We start from the raw sequence: 26,358 nt of genomic DNA on the forward strand, positions 1-26,358 counted from the left end.
AGCGCTTTTTTTGCGGGTAGTAAAACTTCCGGTAAAAGCCCGATTGGTGAGGGCTGATAATCAGTGGGGGATGAACAAAACCCCTACTGATTAAAGTTTCACTTTATACACCAAGTAATTCTTTTAGTTCGTCTGTTGATAGTTCAGTCATCCAGCTATCACTTGTGATGACCGCATTGTTTAGAGATTGTTTTCTTTCTAGCATTTCATCGATTTTTTCTTCTAATGTTCCTGTTGTAATGAGTTTGTGAACATGAACAAATCTTTTTTGACCAATGCGATATGCGCGGTCTGTTGCTTGATTTTCCACAGCTGGATTCCACCAACGATCGTAGTGAATGACATGGTTGGCAGCAGTTAAGTTTAATCCTGTTCCCCCAGCTTTTAAGGATAAGATGAAAATGTCATACGTTCCGTTTTGGAACTCCTCAATCATCTTGTCACGATCTTTTTTCGGTACACTACCGTTTAAGAAGAGGACACGCTGGCCAAATTGTTCTTCTAGCACACGTTTTAGCATGTTTCCCATGCCGATGTACTGAGTGAAGATGAGGCAACTTTCATTTTGATCTTTTATATTTTCGATGAGCTCCATTAACGTTTTTGTTTTCATAGAGCGTTCAATGACATTTTGTGGTTCTTCTTCTTTTAAATAAAGAGCAGGATGATTACAAATTTGTTTTAGCTTGTTCAACATAAGTAATATAAAGCCGCGTCTTTCAATTCCGCTTAAACCTTCTACATTTTGCAGTGTATCTTGAACAAGTTGTTCATATAAGGAAGCTTGTTCACCAGTAAGAGGACAGTAAGCTTTTTGTTCTTGTTTATCTGGTAAATTTAATGCGACTGTTTGATCTTTCTTCGTTCGGCGCAGTAAAAATGGTGAGATAAACCGTTGAACTTGCTGGATTTTTCCTTCATCACGATCTTTTTCAATCGGTGTGACGAAGCGGCGTTGGAATTGTCCTAAGCTTCCGAGATATCCATGATTAATAAAGTCGAAAATGGACCAAAGTTCAGCGAGGCGATTTTCCATTGGTGTACCAGTTAAAGCGATTTTGTGATTTGCCTGCAAGTTTCGTACTGCTTTCGACTGTTTCGTATGTGGGTTCTTAATATTTTGTGCTTCATCCAAAATAACAGCATCCCAGCATAATGAAGTCAGTTCTTCCTCATCGAGTTGAGCCAATGCATAAGATGTTAATACAACATCTGCTGATTGAAGGAAATCTTCAAATGAATTGCCCTTCTCTCTATTACTTCCGTAATGTAATTGGACACATAAATTCGGTGCGAAACGCTCAAATTCTTTTTGCCAATTTCCAAGAACAGATGTCGGCGCTACGATTAATGCAGGGCCTGTTTTGAGATTGTTTTCTTTTATATATAGTAAGTAAGAGATTGTTTGAATACTTTTCCCGAGTCCCATATCGTCAGCTAGCAATGCTCCAAATCCAAGCTTTCGTAAATATAATAACCATTCAATACCATGTTGTTGATACGGACGAAGTGTTGCGTTTAGTGAAGTAGGGACATCTACCTTTGGAATATCTCCAATATGAAGCAGCTTTTGGAATAGTTCCTCATAATATCCATCTAGTTCGATTTCAATATCAGTAAACGGACTATCATCTTCTACAATTTCTGTTTCAGCCGTATTTGATAAATGTTGCTGCAGGACATCTTTCATCTCTAGTCCGTATTTATCGGCACGGTTCATGAGTTTCCTTACTTCTTCGATAAAGGCTGGATCTAGTCGCATCCATTGACCATTTATATTAAATAGACGTTTGTTTTGTTCAACGAGCTCGAAAAATTCGCTTTCTGATAAATCAATGCCGTTCGTCGAAATGCGCCAGTCAAAATTAACGAGCGTATTCATACCGAAGAACGATTGTGTTTGTGCTGTATTTTGCTTCAACTGGACACGTAATTTCGGTTTTGTTGCTTTTAAATTTTGCCACCATGATGGTAGTAAAATTGTAATGCCGGCTGCAAGTAATTCGTTGCTTGCATCTGTTAAGAAGTTCCAAGCTTCTGTTTCAAAGAGCTCATTTCGGAATGTATCTCCTTCTTTTAACCACGGTATGAGCTTACTAAAACCTTCTTGTGTTTCTGTAATCCGTTCTTCGTAATCGTGCCATCTTTTCGGTAAGGAATCGATGTTTTCATATACATATATGCGATGAGCCCCGCGCTTTGGTGTCACAATTGTTTCAAGCTTCCACATTTCAAATTCTTCTTGTGGTTCTTGTAGTCTTAGTCCGATTGTAAACGGAAGATCATCTTCAATATAACCGATTTTTCGAAGCCAATCTTCTTCATGTAGTGCTGTTTCCAATTGTCTTTTCGTAAAGTCGTAATGTTCATATAGCCTTTTAGCATCTTCCCAGCCGTCATTTGAGCGATTATCTTGTAATATGCTTTCATTAACTGCTGCTGAGAAAAGAGATGCTAATGTGTCATCTTCAATTGGTGTATTTTGAACTTTCCAAGATGGCTGTTTAGGCCAATGATTCATATCTGGTACGAAGCTACCACTCGTAAAGGTGTCCCATAATTCATTTGCATCTTTCGTAAGTGCTGTAATAGGTCCGTTTATTTGTATATGTGCAAAGGAATTCATCGGTTTGTTTGCAATGTATTCAAAGGCTTGTGCATTTGTTAGGAGCACACCTTGTTTTCCTTCGAAGGTTGCTTCTTTTAGAGAAGTACCGTAGAAAGAAGTGGAGTGCCATGTGAATGCATTTCGTTTCCAACTTTTTACGGATAATGGAGTACCGCTGTCATCTTCTCCCCAAAGGAACCAACCTTGACTAACATGCTGGAGCCTAATTGTTACTTCAGTTTGATTGATCATCGATTAATTTTCCTTTCCGTAATTCCTCTTGTAGTGCACGCAGACGTGAATGGAGATTGGCGATGTGAATAATGAAAGCATCCCATTCATCGGTGCGTTTTAATCGTTTATACAATGTACGTAATTTCTTTAAGTAACGAACTGCGCGTTTATATGATTTACGATTTCGTTCTTCAATCGCCTCTACAGCAGCAAGATGGTAAAGAGGAAGTGCCACTTCTGGCGCTTCTTTTTCAATATCTTTCAGTGGCTCTTTCAACAGCTCAATTGCTTCAAATCCATATAGGAGATGAAGCTCTGCCCATGTACGATACTGTTTTTTCGCGAGTACGTACTGTTCATAGTTTGTGAAACTATACGGTAATAGTTCTTGTAAGATCATTTCGAAACCAGCTTGTTCATTTGTATGTGTTGCATATGTTTCATACATGATTACAAATAGCCGAACGACATCTTTTATGAAAATCGTATTTTCGTGATCTTGGATCGTTTTCTTTACTTGTTTATACGTAAAGGAAAGCCAGTTTTTTGCACGATCCCAATGCATGGCACTTAATAGTTCTTCTAACCAATAGAAGTATAGACTCACAACAGAAGCAGGCTGTTTTTTTAGTAAGTCCATCGCTAGTAGATCTTCGTCATTTAAAAAGAGAAGATGAGAAGACGCTAACGCTTTAGATAGTGGATTGATTTTCGTATCGATTCGTTTTTCTTCTTCTTGTATTTTCTCTTTATTGTTTAAAAGTTCACTCCATATGTGACGATAAATGAAAAATCGCTCTTGCGTATAAGCGTCGGTAGAGAAGAATACTTCATGAACGAGACGAGCTGTTTCTTGTAAAATTATTTCAGACTCTGAAGGAATCGCTTCTGATTGTAAGTCCCGAACGATGGATTCCACTTTGTCTACAAATAGGCGAATGACATTAACAGGTTGGTGATAAGAATATGTTTTGTTTGCTTCGAATGCCTGAATTTCTTCTAATAATTTTTGAAAGCAGTAAAGTGCTGCGTGTAACCTGAATAATTCATGTATCGCAATGACACGCGGAGCTTTCCGCTCAAGTTTTGTATAGAAATCTGTAAAGATACTCATAAGAAAATACATTTGTTTATAAGTAAGCCGAGCTTGTTCTTTTTTAAATGAATCATATTCTTTTTCAAAATATGATTCCCAACTTTTATAGTCAGTTTCTTCAAAAGCTGATGATTGCAATACTTGTCTTGCAGTTCGAATAGGGGGAAGGGAAGGTTTCGTATTATTTTTAAATAAAGTTAATACATCTCCTACTTGCCCGAAACTAGACGCTGCAGATAGTAATACAGCGAGCATATGCTCACATTGTGTTGGTGCGAAGCAATCACAATAGCTTTCAGCGACGTTACGAATCGGAATATGAACGCTATATACGTTGCCTTCCGCATCTACAGTTCCTGATAGTGTATAACCATCAAAGTCAACGTTATAGACAACACCACTACGATATAGGTGCCGAGCTGTAGCGACATGTTCCTGATCAGCTGTTTGCTGTGGATCTAGTCCTTGAACGAACTCATTCGCAATCATCATAATTTCATCTTTCGTAATTGAGTGTTGCAGCATAATATTCCTCCGTACACATATTTCTTTCCTTTACCATTATAAACAAAAAATGCTCAAAACAGAAAAAATGAAATTTGGATTACATAACTTGAAAATCATGGTAATATATAAAATGTTAATTTCGTATATTACTATATATTTATAGGAGGGGAAGTTGTGTCAGATTTACAAGCGAAGTTTGGTAATGGTATGAACAAGTTGCAAGAGGGAATTGAGCAAGGAAAGATGAAGTTGCAAGTTGCACAAGAGGTTGCACAACTAAAGAAAATTACGCAGGAGAAGTTACAAGCGAAAACTGAAATTTTGTTGGAGCTTGGTCAAACTACATATATGCAACTGCGCAATGATGAAGTTCGAATAGAGGTATTGAAAGGAATTGTAGAACCGGTACAAGAGCTTGATATTGCTATTTATAACATGCGTAAGCAAATTGCTAATTTGCAGAATCAAGGTCAGAAAGGGCAGTGTAGCTGTGGTGGCTCATTATCATTAAATGATAAATTTTGTGGACAGTGCGGGAAAGAAAATGAGTTACTCCTTCAAACAAACAATGTTGAAAATAAATCATGTTCTTCATGTAGTGAACAAATCGAAACAGAAGCTATATTCTGTCCAGTTTGTGGTATGAAGCAAAGTAAGGAGTGAGGAACATGTATTGTAAAACTTGTGGTTTAGAACAGTCTGATGTATCAAATTATTGTACGCATGATGGGTCTAGTACAGGTGGTGTAGCAAGTCATATTATATTAGCGCCTAAAGACTCAAAATATTGCCGAACTTGTGGAGTGGAAAGTAAAGAAACTGCTACATATTGTGAGAAATGCGGCGATTCCTTACTAGTAGGTATTAAGAAAAAAGAAATGAAAACGAAATTACCAGACCAGGGTGTACAACTAAATGTGGGTTCATCTGGAATTGCTTTGAAAAAAGGCTTACTTGGTGGTGGTCTGGCAATTATATGCATGTTTTTGGCTGGCTGGATTAGTAGTTTAATTATCGATGCAGCGATGAATGATTTAATGAGAACGATGGTTACAAATACGAACGGTATGCTGGATATGACTACCATTAATCAATCTTTCATTGGCATAGCGCCATTAATTTTAATGTATCATTTAGCGGGTCTTGAAGTCAGTGGAAGTGGTACATACATAATGTCATTTATTCTTCATGTCCCATTGTTCATTTTATTAACTATTCCAGCACTTATATTAGGTGGAATTGGCTTTTTTGTAGAGAAAAAAAAAACGTCTATTGTTTGGCGTGAGAAGCTAGTAACAGCATGTATTATCGGTATTGTATATGGAATTTTCTTATGTGTTATAAGTTTTGTAGCAAGTTCTTCTACGACGATTTCTCAATTCTATGAAACAATGACAATTAATGTTAGTTATTCTCATATTATTAGTTTGTTGTACGGTATTATATTTGGTTTATTATTTAGCTTTATTGGCATGAGTATTGCAGCGGGACCACATCGTATGCTTTCCGCAATTAGTCAAAGTGTTCCATATGCAGCATCTATTTATTATAGTGTAGTGACTGTTTTAAAAGGATTAATCATTACATTTGGTATTATACTTATTACGATTTTATTTAGTAGTTCAAAATCAATGGGACCAATTGATTTCCCTGAGAAAACATATAAAGCATTAATTTCATTAGAAGCAACACCGTATATGTGGAATATGGCTCACTTTGCTCCAACTGCAATTGAATGGGCGAACATGGAGAAAGAAATACAGAACTATCCAGGAGGAAAAGGGCCGTTACATTTATCATATACATCAGGCATATCATTAAATGGTACGTCTTTAAAAGATGTGGCAATTGCTAATGGTGCTTCTGCTAAAGAAATTAAATATATGGATGATTTCAATTCCTACATGCATTGGTGGGGTTTATTAATTTTAATACCATGTATCTTACTATTTAGAGCTGGAATGAAATTAGCTCAATATCCAATGAAAAATATATATGTAACAATTGCGATGTTTAGTGCGGTTTATACTGTGATGATGCTTTGTGTAAATGGATTAGCAAAAATCCAAATCGAAGCTTCAGGTAGTAAGGAAATTATGAAGGAATTTACGGGGATTTCTGGTCCGCTATTATCGATTCAAAGTAGCACGATGTATTTAATAGTAGGTAGCTTTATTCTTTCTTACGTATTAGTGTTTGCTGGGATGAAGTTGGTAAAAAAATAAGGGGGAGAATCGCTTGAAGTTTTGTGGAATATGTAATGAAAAAGTTGCAGACCATTTAAATTTTTGTCCAGAGTGTGGAAGTAAGATAGAAGAAATAGCTGATCAAACAGCTTCTTCTCGTTCAGAAATACAACGGGAAACAAAGCCGGTGAAAAGTAAGAAGAACATATTTTTACTGCTAGGTTTTCTTGTTATTTTTGCTATATTGTTCGGAGCATATAAATTTGGTGCAAGCAAGTTTTCAAAGGAAAAACAAGTAAACGTTATGATTGAGGCGTTTCAAAAGAAAGATGCGAATGCAATTGATGAGTTTGTAAAGGTAGATGATCCGAGCTTAAAGATTAAGGCAGAGGATATTAAGGCATATATCCGTTATTTAAAAGACAACCCTTCATATAATAAAGAGCTGCTGTCTTATTTACAAAGAGAGACAGTGGATCAAAAACTAGCAAGTGATAAAGCATCGTTTAAAGATGGACAAATTATAGAAGACGGAAAAGAATGGTTTTTATATCCGAAGTATAAATTTAACATGAAATCGTATTATATGAATGTAAGTACAACTGCGAAGAATGCAGAAATATATGTGAATGATAAGAAAGAAGTAGAATTGTCTAATGACAAAACTTCAAAAGAAATTGGTCCATATTTTCCGGGTTCTTACGTTGTAAAGGCAAAAGCAAAGTCAGAGTTAACTGAGTTAGAAACAGAAAAAGAAGTAGATTTAGCAGATGAAAAAAGTGCGAAGGTAGATGTAAATTTATCATTAGAAGGCAATTATGTAACAATTTCCTCTGATGAAAATGATGCAAATGTAGTTGTGAATGGTAAGAAGCGTGGGAAGTTAAGCCGCGGAAGTTATAAACTTGGTCCTGTACCAACAGATGAAACGGTAGAAGTGCATTTAGAGAAAAATGCTGAGTTTGGCTTAATTAAATCAGAAAGCGTTAAAGTTGGAGACCAAAGCACGTATTACTTAAAATTCCCGAAAGAAACATCAAGTTCAGCAGTGGGCGAATTTGTAAAAAATCATATTTATGATAACGTACGTGCAATTTCATTAAATGATTTTAGTTTAATTGAAAATAATTATGATAAGAGCGGGAAATCGTATAAGGAAGACCGTGATTATATACAGTATTTACACAAAAAAGGAATTACAGAAGACTTATTAACGATGGAAGTTCGTAATGTAGAGCGTCAAAGTGATACGAAATATAAAGTAACGACATATGAAGAGTATCATATTCGTTACGGTGATGGATCTGTGAAGTTCAAAAGTTTTAACAACGAACATATTGTAACTGTGAATGGAAATGGAAAGATGTTGTATCATTCTCTTGGTGCAAATAATACGTTGAAATCAGAAGATGTATCTGGTCCAACTCGTTAATATGAGAGAGGCTGTTCAATATTTGAACAGCCTCTTTTTGTAGCTAAATCGATATTTCGTGTCAAACCGTTGATATATCGTAAGTTATGATAGATATAATTGAAAAATCGTTGATATATTGCGATTTATGATAGATATATTCGGAAAATCGTTGATATCTTTTTTTACAATTATGAGTGCGTTTCCTTTAATATCGCTTGTACATATGGATCATGTAATATTTGCTCTATAATTGGTAACATGTTTTGTTCAAATGGAATGTCGATAGGAAATGGCTTTTGAGAGCCTGGTTTTATTCCATATTGCACAATTTTGTAATGTGTATTTTTTTCTGACTTGAGCACAATTAGCTTATAGCGATTATCATCGCCAGCGAGTGAGAAATCAATAGAAGTAGCGTTATATGTTACTTCATCTTTATATATGTACGGTTTTGGCGTACCAATCCAGTCTACTTTTGCCTGTACATTCATGGGCATAGCCTCCTTATATGTATTATAAATAAATAAAAGCCAGCTCTCAATAAAGAGAACCGGCTTGTAATTTAGCAGTCATTGGTTATTTTAAAATTTTCACTTTAACAGTTTTGCGGCCCCATTTTTGAGCAGCACTATCTGATCCAAGTAAGATATCGATACGGTTACCTTTAATTGCACCACCAGTATCTCCAGCGATAGCTTCTCCGTAACCTTCTACCCATACTTTAGATCCTAATGGGATTACTTTCGGGTCAACAGCAATCATTTTCATGTTTGGATTCGCAGTTAAATCATGACCCATTGCAGTTAATACACGGCCGCCATATGTGCCACCGTTTTCGCTCGGATGAGCTGTATATGCTGTAGCTACAACTGTTAACTCACGACCACCAGATGGTTCGCTAGTTTCAGCAGCTTTCACAGCAGGCTTAGCAGCTGGTTTTGCTTGTGCTGCAGGTGTTTGAGCCTTAGCTGGTGCTTCAACTTTAGCTTTAGCAGGAGCAGTTGTTTCTTGTTTCTCAATTACAGGTGCTGTACCTGTTAAGAAAGGAACATGAACATAAGCTGTTTTCCCGTTATATTCAAATTGTAACCACTCATTTTGTACTTGGTTCGTTGTTTCGATTACATCGTCTTTCTTCAACTTTCCAAGAATTTCTGAGTTTGTGTTCGCTTCAGCACGTACGTTTAATACGTTAGCTGTTACGTAGTAGATGCTTTTTGTGAACTCTGCACTTACGAATGCGTCTTTACCGTCTAAAGTAACTTTTGACCATCCGTTCTCTGTATTTTGAACATCTATTTTATTACCGTTTAGTAATTTACCGACAACTTTTGATTCAGTAGTAGGGTTTTCGCGTACGTTTAGTACGTCTGTTGTTACAACAGTTTCTGCATTAGCAGATGATGTGAAAATCCCAAGACCAAAAACTGCTGCTGTTGCTATTCCAATTAATTTTTTCATGATAGCCTCCATTGCGTTTGTTTTCGTGTCCTCATTATAGCAACAGATTTTTTCGGATTTGGGGAAAACACACAATTACAAACCATTCGTAATCAGTCGTTAACATCCTGTAATATAACAAAAAATATAGGAAAGCGTTTTTCATTCTATATGACTCATAGGTTGCTGGTTATATTCAAAATATTTAATACAACATATTTTTTTCGACGTAAATAAAAATATTACAGGAATGTTACATGATGTTTACTAAACGATTACATTCCTTGAGTATTTTACCGTTTTATGGGTAATATAGTTATATAAACATAAACATTTTGTTTGTGAAGCTATAAACACGTGCTATATACTAGCAAAAAAACCGCATAATTGTTACAAAACGAAAGGGTTGCAAGGAAGAAATTCGCCCTTTTTTACATATGTAACACATCCTTTTTTAGGAAAATACATTCCTATCCGCGTTTTTCTCACACAATTTGACAGCAGTATTTCTAACTTGTAGCTCTTGCAGAGTGAAAAGGTTATACGAAAGGTAAGGCTGTCTATAAGAATTCGAATTGGTGAAGGTGAAAGTAAGAAAATCACCGCAAAATTATAGTTTTCTATCCGATTTTACATATCGGAATTTATGTTATTTACAAAAGCGAAACCTACGAAGGGGGATTTGATGAGGAAACTGACAAAAACATTCATCGTTTCATTAACATTATGTATTGCATTTACAATTTGGGGGATTATTCCCGAATCTATTATTGGAAAAGGTAGCTTAGGAAATGTAACAACTGCAATTCAAACTGCATTAGTTAGTAAGTTTGGGTGGTTTTATATTATTTCCGTTTCTATTATTTTAGGTGTGTCTATCTTTTTAATTGTTTCGAAATACGGTTCTATTCGTTTAGGTAAAGATGATGACGAACCTGATTATAGTTATATGACATGGTTTGCTATGCTATTTAGTGCTGGTATGGGTATCGGCTTAGTTTTCTGGGGCGTTGCTGAACCATTAAACCATTTGTACGCACCTCCGTTTGGAGAAGGTGCAACTGAGGAAAGTGCGCGCCTTGCATTGCGTTTTTCATTTTTCCATTGGGGATTACATCCTTGGGGACTATATGCGTTTGTAGCGTTATGTATTGCTTATTTTACCTTTAGAAAAGGAAAAGCAAGTACGATTAGTGCGACGGTAGGTCCGTTATTTAAGGGCGGGGAACACGGACGTATTGCTCATTCATTTGATGTGTTAGCTGTTTTCGCAACTGTGTTTGGTGTTGCAACTTCATTAGGTCTCGGTGCAAAACAAATTGCAGGTGGTGTTAGCTATTTAACATCTATTCCGAATTCATTAACGACACAGTTAGTTATTATTGCAATCGTAACAGTTCTTTTCATGTTATCTGCACAAACAGGTCTTGATAAAGGAATTAAATATTTAAGTAATACGAACATTATTTTTGCATTTGCACTTATGATCATTGTATTATTTGCAGGTCCAACAAACTTTATTATGAATTACTTCACTTCAACAATAGGTTCTTATATTCAGGAATTGCCAAGTATGAGTTTCCGTTTAAGTCCATTGGATGAAGGCGGAAATCAATGGATTCAGTCATGGACAATTTTCTATTGGGCATGGTGGATTGCGTGGTCACCGTTCGTAGGTACGTTTATTGCTCGTGTTTCACGAGGTCGTACAATTCGTGAGTTTGTTATCGGTGTGTTACTTGTACCGACCGTAATCGGTGCGCTTTGGTTCTCCGTTTTCGGCGGGACTGGTATTCACATGGAGCTGTTTGGTGATGCACATATCTTTGAAAAAATTAAAGAGATGGGAACAGAAGTAGGATTGTTTGCTATGTTCGATCAGATGGGAAGCTTTGGATCAGCTTTATCTGTTTTAGCGATTCTTCTTATTTCTACATTCTTTATTACATCGGCAGACTCTGCAACATTTGTTTTAGGAATGTTAACGACACATGGTAGTTTAAACCCACCAAATCGTATTAAAATGATTTGGGGTATCGTTCTAGCCGCGATAGCTTCTACCTTATTATATATTGGCGGATTAGAAGCCTTACAAACGGCAGCTATCATTGCAGCATTCCCATTCGTCTTTGTTATTTTCTTTATGATGGCAGCATTATTTAAAGAGTTACAAAAAGAAGGACGTATGAAGCGTCATTAATAATAGAAGGAAAAGATTAAAAAATTTAATTTGTATTGGGACCATCGATATTCGATGGTTCTTTTTTAGATAAAGTGTTAATCAGAACTTAACAAGAAATTTACATTTTATAAATAATCGGATAGATAAATTCTGTTATATTAATTTTAGAACAAATGACACCGGTGTCTAAGTGAATTTTATCTTTATTTTTGACACCGGTGTCTTTAAAGGAGGAAGAGGGTTTATTTAGTAAGATATAAGGCTTATAAAAAAATATGTGTAATTCAGGAGGAACAGGAAATGAAGCCAAAAAAATTACTATTAATATTGTGCGCTTTTATCTTAAGTATGTTGGCTGCTTGTGGTAGCAAAACAGGAGGTTCAGAGGAGAAAGAAAGTGTCTCGAAAGCGACTACTAAAAATTTAATTGTGTATACAAATTCCGCATCTGAGGGACGAGGAAACTGGCTGAAAGAAAAAGCAGCAGAGAAGGGTTTTGATATTAAGATTGTGGAAGGTGGAGGCGGAGATATTGCCAATCGCTTAGAAGCAGAGAAAAATAATTCACTAGCAGACGTCGTGTATGGCTTAACACAAATGAACTTTGAAAGGCTAAAATCTGAAAAAATATTAGTGCAATATAGACCGAAGTGGGCTGATGAAATTTCAGAGGAATTTAATGATAAAGAGGCGTATTTTCATCCAATTGTAGAACAGGCGAAGTTTATGATTTATAACTCAGACGTTTATAAACCAGAAGAAGCACCGAAAGATTTCATGGATTTATGGACAAAAAAAGAGTTTAAAGGGAAGTATCATGTTCCAAATAATTTGAAAGGTAATAGTGATAGCGCGATTGTTGCTGGAATACTTGTAAGGTATTTAGATCCTAAAGGAGAATTAGGGGTTTCTGCTGAAGGATGGAAGGTAATTAAGGAATATTTTGCAAATGGTTATAAAACACCAGAGGGCGAAGAGAATTTTGCAAATTTAGCAAGTGGAAAAGTACCTATTTCTCATATTTTTGCAAGTGGATTAGTAGGAAAGGCAAAAGCATTTAATCATAAACCTGGGATTGTATCAGCGTCGATTGGAGTTCCTACAACAGTTGAACAAGTTGGTATTATTAAGGGATCAAAAAATGTAGAAGTAGCAAAAGAGTTCGTTGAGTGGTTTGGAAGTGCTGAAGTTCAAGGAGAATGGGCGAAAAAGTTTGGCTCTGTACCAATAAATGAAAAAGCATTGGATCAAGCGTTACCTGAAATGAAAGAAGTTGCTAAAAATACAGTTCCGCAAAATATTGATTGGAAAATAGTAAATAAATATATGAATGATTGGATTGAAAAAATTGAATTAGAAATTTTATAAAAGAATGTTGAATTTACTATGTTATATATCATTTTTATAGTGGAGGGATTACGCTTGATTCAATTTAATAACCTTCAAATTGTCTTTGATAAATTTGTAGCTATTGAAAACTTAAATTTAAATATAAAAAAAGGTGAGTTTTTCACTTTGTTAGGCCCCTCAGGATGTGGGAAAACAACTACTTTACGATCTTTAGTCGGTTTTATTAAGCCGACTAAAGGCTCTATAGTTGTGGATGGAGAGGATATAACGAATAAACCTGTTGAGAAAAGAAGTATAGGTATGGTGTTTCAAAGCTATGCATTATTTCCAACGATGAATGTATATGAAAATATAGCATTTGGTTTAAAAGTACAAAAATATTCGAAAGAACAAATAAATAAAAGAGTTCATGAAATAGCAGAGATAGTGGAGTTAAACCAGGAACAATTAATTAAGAAGGTATCGGATCTATCAGGTGGTCAACAGCAAAGGGTCGCTATTGCAAGAGCCTTGGCTATGTCTCCTAAAATACTTGTATTAGACGAGCCGCTATCTAATTTAGATGCAAAACTAAGAAAACAATTACGAGTTGAATTAAAAAGGCTTCAGAAGGATTTTGGTATAACGATGATTTATGTCACGCATGACCAAGAGGAGGCTTTAACGATGTCCGATCGAATTGCAGTATTTAACAATGGGGTAATTGAACAAGTAGGAACGCCTGAGGAAATATACAATCATTCAAAAACAGAATTTGTATGTAATTTTATAGGAGATGTAAATGTAATTGCATCAGATATTGTAAGGAAGATTGTAGAGGAAACAAAGTCCTTATTATCGTTAGATAAAGTTTCCTATATTAGAACGGAAAAAATTAAAACAAAAGTTTTAGAAGGTGAAGGAAACGTATTTAAACTAGCAGGAAAAGTTGTATCAAAAGAGTTTTATGGAACGAATTCGCAGTATCGATATGAGGTTTTTGGAGCTTATTTAAGGAATATTGAAAAGGAAGATGGAAACATTCGATATAACGTTGGCGATTCAGTGAATTTATATATTAATCCGGAAGATATATTGCAGTATTAGAGGTAGGAATATGATGAAAAAAACATTATTAGCCATTAATGATAAAAGAAAGCAAACTATATATTTTTGGATGCTCGGTCTGCTGATAGCCTGGTTTATTATCACTTTGTTACTCGTACCTAATGCTCAGCTAATTTATACGACGTTCTTTGGTGACGGGAATTTTTCAGTGGAAGTAATCAAGAAGTTGTTAAAATCAGAGCGTGCTATGCAAAGTTTGATGAACAGTTTTATGTTAGCAGCAACTTTAATGATAACTGTAAATATTGTAGGGATATTTTTAGTATTAGTGTTGGAGTATTTTGATGTCATTGGATCGAAGGTATTAAAAATAGGTTATTATACTACATTAATATACGGCGGGATTATATTAGTGGCAGGTTATAAGTTTATTTATGGAGATGCAGGATTTTTAACGAAATTTTTGATGAGCATTTTTCCAGGTATAGAGTCGAATTGGTTTACTGGATATATGGCGGTAGTATTTGTAATGACATTTGCCTCAACGTCTAATCATATTATATTTTTATCAAATGCAATGAGGAATATAGATTATCAAACAGTTGAGGCTGCAAAAAATATGGGGGCTTCGACGTGGACAATATTAATTAAAGTTGTGCTACCGGTATTAAAGCCTGTTATTTTTTCACTTTCAATTTTATTATGCTTATCCGGACTTGGAGCAATGTCGGCTCCGCTTATTGTGGGAGGCGAATCCTTCCAAACGATTAGTCCTATAATTTTAACATTTGCTAAAAATATAGGATCGCGTGATATTGCTGCCTTATTAGCTTTAATACTAGGATTAGCTACAATAGTTCTATTGTTTATCATGAGTATATTTGAAAAAAACGGAAATTATATGTCGGTTTCTAAAGTGAAGACTAAAATTAAGAAACAAAAAATAAATAATAGGTTTGTGAATCTAATAGTCCATATTTTAGCATATGTACTATTTGTTATTTATGTATTACCGGTCATCTTTATTATCATCTTTTCATTTACTGACGCGTATAGCATCTCGACTGGCACATTAACTTTAGCAAGTTTCACATTAGATAATTATATAAAAGTATTAACGGATATACATGCATATCAGCCATTTTTAGTAAGTATGGCTTACGCTGGATTATCAGCTATTATCACGGTTAGTTTCATCTTATTTATTGCTCGTTTAATTTATAAGCATAGTAATAAATTAACTGCTTTATTGGAGTATATGCTACATATCCCTTGGTTATTGCCATCAACATTAATAGCTTTAGGATTAATCATGACATTTGATCGGCCTCAACTTCTCATGGGAAATCAGGTGATGACTGGCACATTAGTATTGATGTTGATTGCATATATTTTAGTGAAAATTCCATTTACATTGAGAATGCTGAAAGCAACATTTTATTCAATCGATCCTTCGTTAGAAGAAGCTGCAAAGAATTTAGGCGCAAAAACGTTTTATACATTTATGAAGGTTGTTTTACCAATTATTTTACCATCTGCATTAGCTATTTTAGCTCTTAATTTTAATAGTCAACTTGCTGATTATGATTTATCAGTATTTCTGTATCACCCATTATTTCAACCGCTTGGCATAGTGATTAAAAATAGTACAGAGCCAACAGCTTCGGCCGATGCTAGAGTATTAACGTTTGTTTATTCGGTACTATTGATGATTATATCAGCAACAGTAATCTATGTTGTTTATGGTAGAAAAGGGTTTGGAAAATAGAAAACAAGAAAAGAGAGAGCATATGAATATAATTGAGCAATTTTCTATGTCAAAAACGGGAATAGAAATAGAAAACGAAGATTCTATCGTTATAACAGATTCATTTGTTTCAATTATTGATGGGATGACTTCAAAAGATAACTCACTTTATCAAAATGAAACTTCCGCAAGAATTGCAACAGAGTTACTTAAAAAGGAAATTCATTCTTTTCCTAGAGATCTTACTTATCAAGAAGCTGTGTATAGATTAACGAAATGTATTTGCAGTTATTATAAAGAAAATAATATTTTTAATGTAGTGCTGAAAGAACCTCATAAAAGGATGGCAGCCAGTATTATTATTTTAAGTAAAGAAAGAGAAGAAATCTGGATAGTCGGAGACTGCCATTGTTTGATAGATGAATTGCATATCACAAATGAGAAATTAGTAGATTACATCATATCAGAAATAAGAAGCGTAATTATAGAAAAATATTTGTTAGAGTATTCTACGGATGAACTGTTAGAGAAGGACTTATCGAGGGAGGATATTCGCCCATTCTTAATTAGTCAGTACTTATATCAAAATAATAGGGCATACTCTCCTCTATCTTACGCCGTTATAGATGGTTTTCCGATAGAGAATAGGATGGTTCGTGTTGTTTCTTGTAAAGATGCGAATTGTATCGTTCTTGGGAGTGATGGCTATCCACAATTAAAAAGGAACCTGAGGGAGACAGAGCTGGAATTACAGAAATTATTACAAAAGGATCCGCTTATGATTAAAGGATATAAATCTACAAAAGGTTTAGTAAATGGAAATAAATCATTTGATGATAGAACTTATATTAAAATAAAACTCTAAACATCCATATATAATGATTTACATTGAAGTTTATTTATCATATATACGCATTAAACTAAGTCTATGAGGAGTAGGTTATGAACACGCAAAAAAATATTGATTATAAATATGAGTGTGAAAATTTTCAATCCTTTTATTCTCAATTTAAAGAATTAGGAAAAGGTTTTTTTCTAGCGATGCATCGTGGGAGTTTTGAATATGCACCTGAAAATTCATTATCGGCAATTCAAAAAAGTATGGAGCTAGGGCTATTTATTATAGAAATTGATGTTCAAATGACAAAAGATGGAGTCATTATTTTAATGCATGATGATTCGATTGATCGTATGACAAACGGATCAGGGGAAATTTCAGAATTAACATATGAACAAATTAAGTCGTTCTATTTGAAAGATAATAATGGAGGTACGGATGCACCTATAACAAAGGAGAAGGTTCCAACATTAGTGGAAGTTATGAATTTAGTTAAAGGGAGAGCTATTGTAAATATTGATAAGTGTTGGGGAATTAGAAATAAGGTTTGTGAAGTATTAAGAGAAACGGGCACTTTTGATTATGGATTACTTAAAAGTGATGCCGGTATTGATGAAGTGAAAGAATTTTTGAATAGCAATGGTGATAATCTACTATATATGCATAAGATAAATGAGGAAAGTATGTATCAATTAGAATTGATAATTGAAGAAATTGCTCCTATTGCCTTTGAAGTAGCATTTATTAATGATAGAAGCCCAATTATAGCAGATGATATGATTAGTAAAATGAAAAAACATGCCAATGTTTGGGTAAATTCGTTAGATGTTTCAACTAATGGAGGGCATACAGATACATTGTCGCTTAAAAATCCTGATGAGGGTTGGGGATGGTTAATAAATAAAGGGGTTAATATTATTCAAACAGATTATCCTTTATTGCTACAATCCTATATGAAAGGAAAAAGGTTAAAACAAAAATTATAGATGTTTTGTAATTAAAATAAATGAAAACCCAAAGTTAAAGATAAGATTCTAACTTTGGGTTTTTTTACGTGTACTATCTCGAATAATTAATTCCGTTTCAATTTTATAAGAAGAAGTAGCTTCATTATTTAATTTTTGTAATAGCTTTTGAAGAAGACTTTGTCCAATTTGGGCAAAGTCTTGTTCTATTGAAGATAATTCTGGAAATATCTCTGTACAAATAGGCATATTTCCAAAGCTAATCATATTCAACTTTTCTGGGCATGGAATATGATACTTGTTAACGGCTTTTATAGCACCTAATGCTGCGAAATCTGAGAAAATGATTAATCCATCCGGGAGTTTTTGTTCCTTAAAGCTTTTTTCTACATATTGAAAGACATCGGCACTATTGTGTAATCCAGTAATAATGTGATTGGAGTTAAAAGGAATATTGTATTCTGCATGGGCCCTTTTAAATCCTTTTATCTTCTCATCATGAGTTGGCCAATTAGGATTATCAAGTAATAACCGTATATTCTTCGCACCAATACTTAATAAATAATTAACAGCGTTATAGGCACCTGTTTCATGATCTGTTCCTACATATGTAAATTTATCATTTTTACCAGATACAATAACTGGAACACCTAATTTTTCAACCTTTTCTAGCAGTACATTGTTGCGAGGGGAATTTAATACGATCATGCCATCATAGTATCCTTTTTCTAAAACGCCCATATAATTTGATTCTAATTCATCTAAGTTATTAATAATTATTACTTTGTATTTGTGATGATTTGCTTCTTTAATAATATTATTAATAATAATACTTGTTCTTTGAACTGGATAAGTATCTCTATCAATATCAGAAACGACAAGAATTTGAAAGGTCTTATTTTGGGATAAACCTTTAGCATAGTAATTCATCGTATAATTCTTCTCTTTAAGGACTTTTTCAACTTTTTCTCTTGTTTCTTTTCTTACACCACTTTCATTATTAATGACCCTTGAAACGGTTTTAAAGGAAACACCAGCTAGTTTTGCAATATCTCGCAATGTATATTTTGATTCCAATTGTATGATCCCTACCTCTATCATGTTATATTTTATAATATCATAAGAGACTCATTATGACACCGGTGTCTATACAATTAAAATATAAAATTTACATTTTATTTAGGATAGGGACAATATATTCTTTTTTATATAGAAGGAACTTTAACTGCAAGTTAGGGAAATAAAATACTTTACTATATAAGTAGTATGCCCTTTATATGAAGAAAAAACGATAGGTTTCGACAATATTCGATACCTTACGAATTCTATTCGTATTTTTGTCAAAAATATGTCGGAAATGTGTTGTCACTTTTATGTATATGTGCTATATTATTTCCTGTAAGCGATTTCAGATAGTTTTAAAGCGCATTCAAGGGGGACATCTAGAATAATGAAACGTTACGAAAGAAAGTGGAAGCATATTTGTTTGAAACGTGTGGCACATCGTAGTGTCCAAGAAAGCACGGAACCTAAGACTGAAACGCGCAAAGAACAGCAAGAGAAGCAATTGGTTCTACAAAAATAGCAATCACTTTTTCGTATATAAATGAAGGTCGATCGTTCGTTGGGGGATGGACGTGAAATTACTTTCAGCTAAGGGGTATTGTCTGATATATAATTTATACGGCAATAAATAAGCACAGAGCATACGGCGCTCTGTGCTTATTTTTATTTATCTTTTTTAAATCGAACTGTCTTATCCCAGCCGATGACTTGTTTCTTGCTCTTTGCACGTAAATATAAGATTAAGCTGCGAATAAATAAGTACGTAAAGAGCTGTGCATACGTAAAGTACATAATAACGCTAATAAAAATATTAGTCGGTGTAAAGGTTCGTTCGACACTCTGGGCACTAAATAATTGTGAAACATATGTAATATATGCTACATACCACATAAATAGTAGCGGAATGCTATATTGAATTTGGAATATCCCGAGTAGCCCAATTACAAACCAAACGTTTGAAATGATTAGGAATAGCCAAAATACAACATACACTAGAACTTGTTGTAAGGAATGAACGAGCAGTTTTCCTTTAAAGAAACTTAATGACGAGAACATTTTTTCTAAAATGTATAAATTTCCTTGGAGCCAACGTGTACGTTGTTTAATAAGAATTTTTAAATGCTCTGGTTCTTGTTCCCAAGTAACTGATTCTGGGACGATTGGTAAGAGATAACCTTTTTGTGTAATTCGTAATGTTAATTCAGCATCTTCTGCAATTGCATAAGGGTCATAGCCACCAAGCTCTTCTAGTGCAGAGCGACGAAGAAGCATGTTTGTTCCTGTCAGTGAACCCGTTTGGAGTAGTAACCAGCGTCCAGATTGCATAAGGAGCTGGAAGATTTGAAATTCTAGCGAAATCATTCGCGTCAGCCAGTTTCTTTTTTCATTTACAGTACGAACGTGTCCAACTGCTCCAACCGCATCTTCAGTTGTTTCAGCGTGCTCTACAAGCATTCGCAGTGCGTGTGGTTCAGGTTGGTTATCTGCATCGTAAACACAGAAGTATTCACCATCTGAAATACTAAGCCCATAGTTTAGTACACGTGATTTACCCTTCGGTTCACCGGAGGGAACACGAATGTGGCGAATATGAGCATAAGCTTTGTCGAAATCATCGCCGATTTCAGGTGTTTCATCTTGAGAGTTATCATTTAATAAATAAATAGTTAGCTTTCCTGGATATTCAATCTTCGCCATCGCCTCTAAAGTATCTTTAATAACGACCCCCTCGTTATGGGCAGGTATGAAAATATCGACGCTAGGATAATGTTCTAGTGTACGATCTTTTCGTTTGCTATTTCGGTGAATTAAACCCGCGATTGTTAAGAAAGAGTAGTAAACGAGTAAGCCAGAGAATAGAAAGGCCGTAAAAATAAGTACATATTTAATTGAAAATGTGATACTGATCCAAAAAACGAGTACGCAAAACAGAAGAAATAAAAGAAGTATAACGAGAGTCATCATAACAATGTCTGTCCTTTGTTTCCAATTTGCTCGCGTGAAATTTTTATATCTTGGATTGCTTCAGCTGCAAGCCATTTTTCTAATTTTGGCTGTAGACGGTTCATTACTATATCTGCACCAGCCTCATTTGTGTTCTGTAATAAAATAACTAATGTACTCTCATCATATTCAGCAGCAAGGTCAAAATCATTCCTTACCGTTTCAACTAATAAGGAAGCTACACGATCCATAACACTTTCCTTCGTATATTTACTAAAGGAAGTGAAATCAAAGTAAACGATAACGCCTGTTTCATTACGACGATTCATTGCAGTCGTTAATAACGCTTGGCGTCTCTCGAATTCTTGTCTAGTTAATAATTTTGATTCTCCAATATATTGTTCCAACGTTCTCACACGCTCAGTTAAAGTTTTATTTTCATGAATCACTTTTTTTAGTAGGTGAGTTGTTATATATACAATGAAGAAGTTAGCTACCATCAGGAAGTGGGTAATCATATATTGCCATTGATCTGATGTACTCCATAAATGAAGCCATGCTTGATAAAATAAATAAAATACGGAAATAATGGTTCCTAGTATGAAGAAAATAAATGCTGTTTTATCAGCTAAAAATAAGAATAGTACATTTACGATTACGTATATTATTGTAAAAATGAGCGCATGCTCATAATTCGTCACATGTACAGTAGTAAAATAAAATACAATTTGTAGAATCCACATAGAGAGGATTTTATAGAACTTATCTTTCACAAAACTTTCCTCCTTAAAGCTATTTCATCCATAGATACTTGTAGTATGCGCAATTATTAAGAAATTGACTATGTCGTTAAATTCTTTTGAAGGGCAACAACAAGTAGTATCTCTATTTTCATAAGAAAAATAAAAAGACTTAAACATTATTGTATCATAATGTTCTCATATTTGGGATAAGGTGATTGATAGATACATAAAAGGCGTTTGGAGTGCATGAAAAAAGTCTTCTCTTGGAGAAAGAGAAGACTCTATATAAGTTTATAGGAACATCATACCTGCAACTGCTGCATTTAAGAAGTTAGCTAATGTACCAGCGATAACTGCTTTAATCCCTAATTGTGCAATTTGTTTACGGCGAGTAGGAGCTAGCGTTCCTGTTACACCTAATTGAATTGCAATAGAAGAGAAGTTTGCGAATCCACAGATTGCGAATGTTAAAATTAGATTTGTTTTGTCAGAGAACTCTGCCATATGTGGTCCTAAGTTTGCGTATGCAACGAATTCGTTGATTGCAAGTTTTTGACCGATAAAGCTTGCTGCTTGTACAGCTTCACCTGGAGAAACCCCGATTAAGATTGCAAATGGTGATAATAAGTAACCGAAGATTAAATCAAGGCTAAGTTTAATATGGAATAAAGACCCAACTAATCCTAATAGACCATTTAATAAAGCGATTAATGCAATGAAAGCCATTAACATTGCTGCTACGTTAATAACAAGTTGCATACCTTCAGATGCACCACGTGCAGCTGCGTCGATAACGTTTGCGTCTTCACGTTCTGTAGAAAGTTCAACGTTATTATCTACTTTTTCTGTCTCTGGCATGATTAGTTTCGCAATTAATAAGCTTGATGGAGCTGCCATAATTGCAGCTGCTAATAAGTGCTCTAACGGAATACCCATTGCTGCATAGCCGACAAGAACTGATCCGGCAACAGCTGTCATACCGCTTACCATAATAGTGAAGAATTCACTATTTGTTAAGCGTGCTAAGTAAGGTTTAATTAAGATTGGAGCTTCAGTTTGTCCTAAAAATACAGTCGTTACTGAGTTTAAGCTTTCTGCTTTAGAAGTTCCAAGAAGTTTACTTAATGCACCACCAACGACGCTAACAAATTTCTGCATAATACCGAAATGATATAAGATTGCTACTAATGAACTAATAAATACGATTGGAAGTAGTGCTTGAATAAAGAATACAAATCCCCAAGGTCCTTTTGCGTTGACTAAATCCCCAGCAACGAACTTAATTCCCTCGTAAGAAAAATTAATTAATCCTTGAACACCGTCAGCAGCGTGTTTTAAACCTGCTTTACCAGCATCCCATCGTAATACGATAAATGAAAATGACATTTGTAATGCTAGCGCAATTAAAATTGTGCGCCAATTAATAGCTTTGCGGTTGGAAGATAGTAAGAAAGCAATTGCTAATACTCCAATCACGCCGCCAATTCCCCATAAAAGATTCATGCAGTGTATGCTCCTTCCTCATAGTAAAAACAGTGTATAAACCAGTTGTCTATACATTTACGAATATAACATCTTAAGTAACTTATCATAATGGACATCAGAGGTCAAACGTCTAATGAAAAGTTTAAATAAAAAGAAAATTCTTCAAAAAAACACATATAAAATAAATAGACATGAAATAGGTTATGTTTTTTATGAAAATATATACATTATGATAACGTTATGCATTGTTTTTGCAGAATAAAGTGTATGAAATAGAAGAATGGATACATTATTTTTGTAGAGAGAAACTAGGGGAAAGGGAGTAATGTGTTGAACTCGTAACAAAAAAGCCTTCTAGTAAACTAGAAGGCTTTGAAACTATTAATTAAGGTGCTTTCGTGTATCCTAAGAAGTGGCTCTTCCAATAAGAGTTACTTAATGAAGCGATTGCTACACCTTTATCTCCAGCTTGGATAAATGATCCGCCCCCAAGGTAAATACCCATGTGAGAAGGACCAGATTTATAAGTGTTTTGGAAATAAATTAAGTCACCAGGTTGTGGACTTGAAGTTTTTGGTAGGCTACTCCAATATCCCGCAACACTTTGACGGCTAATGTTATGACCAAATTTCTTAAATACATGGTAGATGTAGCCACTGCAGTCTACGCCGTTAGCAGAAGTTCCGCCCCAAACGTATGGTACACCTTGCATTGATTTTGCATATGCAAGTACGGAAGAACTGTCGCCACTATTATTGCCTGTATTATTATTATTATTATTATTGTTGTTATTGTTTTGATTGTTATTTTGGTTATTGTTAGGCTTATTATCTACTGCGCCTCCAACTGGTGTTTTAGATAGGTAACGTGTTCCGATATAACCAGTTTGACCGTTGTAGTTAATTTTGCTCCATCCAGAGTTTTCAGAGATTACTTGAACCTTCTGTCCTTGTGGAAGTGCACCTATGATTCTATAATTTGTACCTTCGCCGCTACGTACATTTAGTGCAGAAGCATTGATGTAGTAGTCGCCAATTGCACCTTGGTTAGGTTTTTCAGGTTGTTTTGGTTGCTCAGGAGTAGTAGTACCACCTTTAACGAATTTTACAAATTCGCTACTAACAAAGCCTGTTTTTCCTTGGTAATTTACTTTAAACCAACCGTTTTCAGATCCAACTACGTTTAATGTTGTACCGTTTAAAACACCACCAATTACACTATGGTAAGCAGCAGGGCCTGTACGAACACGTAAAGATGTAGCGTTAACCACGTAAGAACCGCCAGTTTGAATAGTTCCATTATTATTGTTTTGCTCTTGTTTGTTGCCTTCTGTAACGTTTTCGTTAGAACCGCCTTTTGTTACGTAGTCTTTGCTTATATAAGCAGTTTGTCCTGCGTAATTGATTTTGAACCAATCTTGAACTTCCCCAACAACTTGTACTACTTGTCCTTTTGTAACAGAACCTACAGTTGTGTGAGAAGTACTAGGACCTGTACGAACACGAAGGGAAGATACATTTACTGTATAGTTTCCGCTTGCTGGTTTTACTTCTTGGTTGTTATTGTTATTATTCGTATTGTTGTTTGAAGAACCCGCATTAGAAGAAACGCCAGATACGAATTCGCCACTTACATAACCTACTTGTCCATTATGGTTAATTTTCACCCAACCATTTTCTTGTCCAATTACGTTTAATGTTTGTCCTGCATATACACGTCCAGAAACAGAACTAGAAGTGTTAGGAGCTGTACGTACACGTAATACATCAGCAGTAACTTTATTGTTTCCGCCTGTGCTTACATTGTTGTTTATTGCTCCACTTTTTGATACAAATTCGCCACTAACAAAGCCTGTTTTTCCGTTAATGTTAATTTTGAACCAACCATTTTCTTCGCCAATCACGTTTAGTGATTGACCGTTATAAACGCGTGAGATGATGTCGTGAGAAGTGCTTGATCCCGCACGAACATGTAATACGCTCGCGTTTACCTTATAAGATGAGTCGTTTGATGCAGAAGCTTGGACAGTTGTAGCAGCTTTTTGTGTATTTTGTTCAGGTGCAGCTTGAACACTATCAAGTGTAGGTGCTGCTCCTCCTGCTACAGACACTGCCGCAAGACCGGCAAGATACTTTTTCATAATTTGTCGATTCCTTTCTGTCTGTAATGTAGTGAAGAAATATTTACCAACTGTTAAAAATTCTAAAGAGCATGTCGATTACTGTCAAGACTTATGTAGGAATCTGAATATGACAAAAAGATTACAAAAAAAAATCAAGGCATAAATTTACACCTTGATTTCCATTTAAATGTATATATTGAATATGAAAGGACAGAAATTATTCGTGTTTAAGAAGATGCCATATTGGATTGTAACAAGATTTGATTAAAAGATTTTTGCAGTTTTTTGGTGATAGGCCCAACTTGCCCATCTTGAATCGCGGTTCCATCAAGGTGGGTCATTGGTAAAATTTCAATCGTTGTGCCTGTAAAAAAGCATTCATCTGCTTGATAAACGTCACGAACGCTGAAAAGTTCTTCCTGTACAGGAATGTGAAGAGTATTCGCTAAAGAAAGGACATATTGACGAATAATTCCATTTAGAATAAGGTGATTGGCTGGATGTGTGTAAAGAGTTCTGTTTTTAATTAAAAAGAAGTTGGAATGGCTTCCTTCCGTTACGATACCATTCCTTATGAGAAGTGCCTCTTTACAGCCTTTACGTTCAGCTTTCGTAGCAGCTAGTACGTTTGGTAATAAATTTAATGATTTAATGTCACAGCGTAGCCATCGAGTATCGGGTTCTGATATAGCGCGTATACCATATTCAATCCATAATGCTGGTCTTTCTTTTTTTGTAATATAGGCATAAATTGTCGGAGGGGTGTCATATGAAAATACATGTGTGCGAGCTTGTACACCGCGAGATACTTGCAAATAAATTGTGCCATCTTCGTGGAAATGGTTTCGTTCAATTAATTTGTAAAGTAAAGTGATGAGTTCAGCTTTTGAGAAAGGGAGCGATAATTCTACTTCTTCCATGGATCGATATAATCTTGTTATGTGCGGATCTAATAAGTGAAAGTTCCCTTTATATAGGCGAATAACCTCGTAGACACCATCTCCGAATTGCAAACCTCTTTCTTCAAGTTCTATGTACGTTTGTTGTTTTGTTGTATCAATAACTTCATCATTCCAAAGTACAAATTTTTCGTATGCCAATTTCCGTCCCATCCTTTCGTAAGTACGTAAATAACGTGAAACTTTCATTCATGCGAGATAAAAATCACTATAGTAATTTTTATGTAAGCAATTCTCTATATATGACCGTATATGTATTTGTAAATCATAGAGAAGTAAGGACGATTTCCCCCGCATTAACGGGCTGATTAAAGTTTCACTTTACAGCATTTTGTATATACAAATTCGAAAATAAGAAATGAGAATCCTGCTTTTAAATAAAAAAAAGCAACATTCTTATGGAATGCTGCACAAGGAGGGTAGCTA

General features: G+C 34.9%; 20 protein-coding genes. 10 read left to right on the plus strand and 10 right to left on the minus strand.

The genetic code is table 11. From position 1 onward, the window contains the following. Positions 1 to 103: 103 nt before the first annotated feature. Together MHI28_RS19440 and MHI28_RS19445 are read right to left on the minus strand one after the other, a co-directional pair. Complete coding sequence (locus MHI28_RS19440; RefSeq protein ID WP_000610095.1) at positions 104 to 2,860, minus strand: DEAD/DEAH box helicase; 2,757 nt, start codon at positions 2,858 to 2,860, stop codon at positions 104 to 106. Then, a complete protein-coding gene (locus MHI28_RS19445; protein ID WP_000939132.1) occupies positions 2,844 to 4,463 on the minus strand; it encodes an SWIM zinc finger family protein in 1,620 nt (539 codons plus the stop codon). The genes MHI28_RS19440 and MHI28_RS19445 overlap by 17 nt, the downstream gene beginning before the upstream one ends. A gap of 156 nt (positions 4,464 to 4,619) precedes the next feature. Between MHI28_RS19445 and MHI28_RS19450 the strand changes: the two genes are divergently transcribed. From MHI28_RS19450 to MHI28_RS19460, 3 genes are read left to right on the plus strand one after another with little or no spacing between them, the layout of a single operon-like run. Further along, on the plus strand, positions 4,620 to 5,108 hold the full coding sequence (locus MHI28_RS19450; protein ID WP_001281738.1) for a zinc ribbon domain-containing protein: 489 nt from the start codon (positions 4,620 to 4,622) through the stop codon (positions 5,106 to 5,108). 5 nt (positions 5,109 to 5,113) lie between these two features. Further along, the gene (locus tag MHI28_RS19455) at positions 5,114 to 6,670 is read left to right on the plus strand and encodes a zinc ribbon domain-containing protein (protein ID WP_000271609.1); all 1,557 of its coding nucleotides are present in this window, start codon (positions 5,114 to 5,116) and stop codon (positions 6,668 to 6,670) included. A 13-nt stretch (positions 6,671 to 6,683) separates the two neighbouring features. After that, entirely contained in the window at positions 6,684 to 8,063 is a 1,380-nt protein-coding gene (locus MHI28_RS19460; RefSeq protein ID WP_000666857.1) for a zinc ribbon domain-containing protein, read from the plus strand. A gap of 170 nt (positions 8,064 to 8,233) precedes the next feature. Here the strand turns inward: MHI28_RS19460 and MHI28_RS19465 are convergent, their stop codons facing one another. After that, entirely contained in the window at positions 8,234 to 8,536 is a 303-nt protein-coding gene (locus tag MHI28_RS19465) for a DUF3910 family protein (RefSeq protein ID WP_001102538.1), read from the minus strand. An 85-nt stretch (positions 8,537 to 8,621) separates the two neighbouring features. Continuing rightward, positions 8,622 to 9,506, minus strand: coding sequence for a cell wall-binding protein EntA (locus MHI28_RS19470; RefSeq protein ID WP_000733341.1), 885 nt, complete (start codon positions 9,504 to 9,506; stop codon positions 8,622 to 8,624). Positions 9,507 to 10,170: 664 nt separating this feature from the next. Here MHI28_RS19470 and opuD point away from each other — a divergent pair. The 6 genes from opuD to MHI28_RS19500 all read left to right on the plus strand — a co-directional run bounded on the left by opuD (position 10,171) and on the right by MHI28_RS19500 (position 17,635). Further along, entirely contained in the window at positions 10,171 to 11,685 is a 1,515-nt protein-coding gene (gene opuD / locus MHI28_RS19475; protein ID WP_001230116.1) for a glycine betaine transporter OpuD, read from the plus strand. Between the two features lie 282 nt (positions 11,686 to 11,967). Next, a complete protein-coding gene (locus MHI28_RS19480; protein ID WP_000802851.1) occupies positions 11,968 to 13,035 on the plus strand; it encodes an extracellular solute-binding protein in 1,068 nt (355 codons plus the stop codon). A gap of 54 nt (positions 13,036 to 13,089) precedes the next feature. Then, complete coding sequence (locus tag MHI28_RS19485) at positions 13,090 to 14,103, plus strand: ABC transporter ATP-binding protein (RefSeq protein WP_000614091.1); 1,014 nt, start codon at positions 13,090 to 13,092, stop codon at positions 14,101 to 14,103. 10 nt (positions 14,104 to 14,113) lie between these two features. After that, positions 14,114 to 15,832: an ABC transporter permease gene (locus MHI28_RS19490; RefSeq protein ID WP_000976697.1), complete on the plus strand. Its 1,719-nt coding sequence runs from the start codon at positions 14,114 to 14,116 to the stop codon at positions 15,830 to 15,832. Continuing rightward, complete coding sequence (locus MHI28_RS19495) at positions 15,822 to 16,676, plus strand: hypothetical protein (RefSeq protein WP_000431562.1); 855 nt, start codon at positions 15,822 to 15,824, stop codon at positions 16,674 to 16,676. Before MHI28_RS19490 ends, MHI28_RS19495 begins: the two co-directional genes overlap by 11 nt. Before the next feature lie 77 nt (positions 16,677 to 16,753). Then, a complete protein-coding gene (locus MHI28_RS19500) occupies positions 16,754 to 17,635 on the plus strand; it encodes a glycerophosphodiester phosphodiesterase family protein (RefSeq protein WP_001095972.1) in 882 nt (293 codons plus the stop codon). 48 nt (positions 17,636 to 17,683) lie between these two features. Here the strand turns inward: MHI28_RS19500 and MHI28_RS19505 are convergent, their stop codons facing one another. After that, positions 17,684 to 18,691 carry a LacI family DNA-binding transcriptional regulator gene (locus tag MHI28_RS19505; RefSeq protein WP_000444517.1) on the minus strand — a complete coding sequence of 336 codons (1,008 nt, stop codon included), beginning with the start codon at positions 18,689 to 18,691 and terminating at the stop codon, positions 17,684 to 17,686. Positions 18,692 to 19,064: 373 nt separating this feature from the next. Here MHI28_RS19505 and MHI28_RS19510 point away from each other — a divergent pair, with 373 nt between their 5' ends. Next, positions 19,065 to 19,199, plus strand: coding sequence for a hypothetical protein (locus MHI28_RS19510; protein ID WP_000833067.1), 135 nt, complete (start codon positions 19,065 to 19,067; stop codon positions 19,197 to 19,199). Between the two features lie 143 nt (positions 19,200 to 19,342). Here MHI28_RS19510 and MHI28_RS19515 read toward each other — a convergent pair whose 3' ends face one another. The 5 genes from MHI28_RS19515 to MHI28_RS19535 all read right to left on the minus strand — a co-directional run bounded on the left by MHI28_RS19515 (position 19,343) and on the right by MHI28_RS19535 (position 26,085). Then, positions 19,343 to 20,644 (minus strand): glycosyltransferase family 2 protein, encoded by a 1,302-nt coding sequence (locus MHI28_RS19515; protein WP_340828193.1) that lies wholly within the window; start codon positions 20,642 to 20,644, stop codon positions 19,343 to 19,345. Continuing rightward, positions 20,641 to 21,396: a diguanylate cyclase gene (locus MHI28_RS19520; protein WP_000653230.1), complete on the minus strand. Its 756-nt coding sequence runs from the start codon at positions 21,394 to 21,396 to the stop codon at positions 20,641 to 20,643. Before MHI28_RS19520 ends, MHI28_RS19515 begins: the two co-directional genes overlap by 4 nt. Before the next feature lie 261 nt (positions 21,397 to 21,657). Then, a complete protein-coding gene (locus MHI28_RS19525; protein ID WP_001051018.1) occupies positions 21,658 to 22,869 on the minus strand; it encodes a NupC/NupG family nucleoside CNT transporter in 1,212 nt (403 codons plus the stop codon). A 367-nt stretch (positions 22,870 to 23,236) separates the two neighbouring features. Beyond that, on the minus strand, positions 23,237 to 24,991 hold the full coding sequence (locus MHI28_RS19530) for a C40 family peptidase (protein ID WP_340828197.1): 1,755 nt from the start codon (positions 24,989 to 24,991) through the stop codon (positions 23,237 to 23,239). A 209-nt stretch (positions 24,992 to 25,200) separates the two neighbouring features. After that, a complete protein-coding gene (locus tag MHI28_RS19535) occupies positions 25,201 to 26,085 on the minus strand; it encodes a D-amino-acid transaminase (protein WP_079997269.1) in 885 nt (294 codons plus the stop codon). Positions 26,086 to 26,358 lie beyond the last annotated feature (273 nt).

Origin of the sequence: Bacillus sp. FSL K6-0268 (genome assembly GCF_038005425.1) — a bacterium.
Taxonomy (GTDB): domain Bacteria; phylum Bacillota; class Bacilli; order Bacillales; family Bacillaceae_G; genus Bacillus_A; species Bacillus_A thuringiensis_S.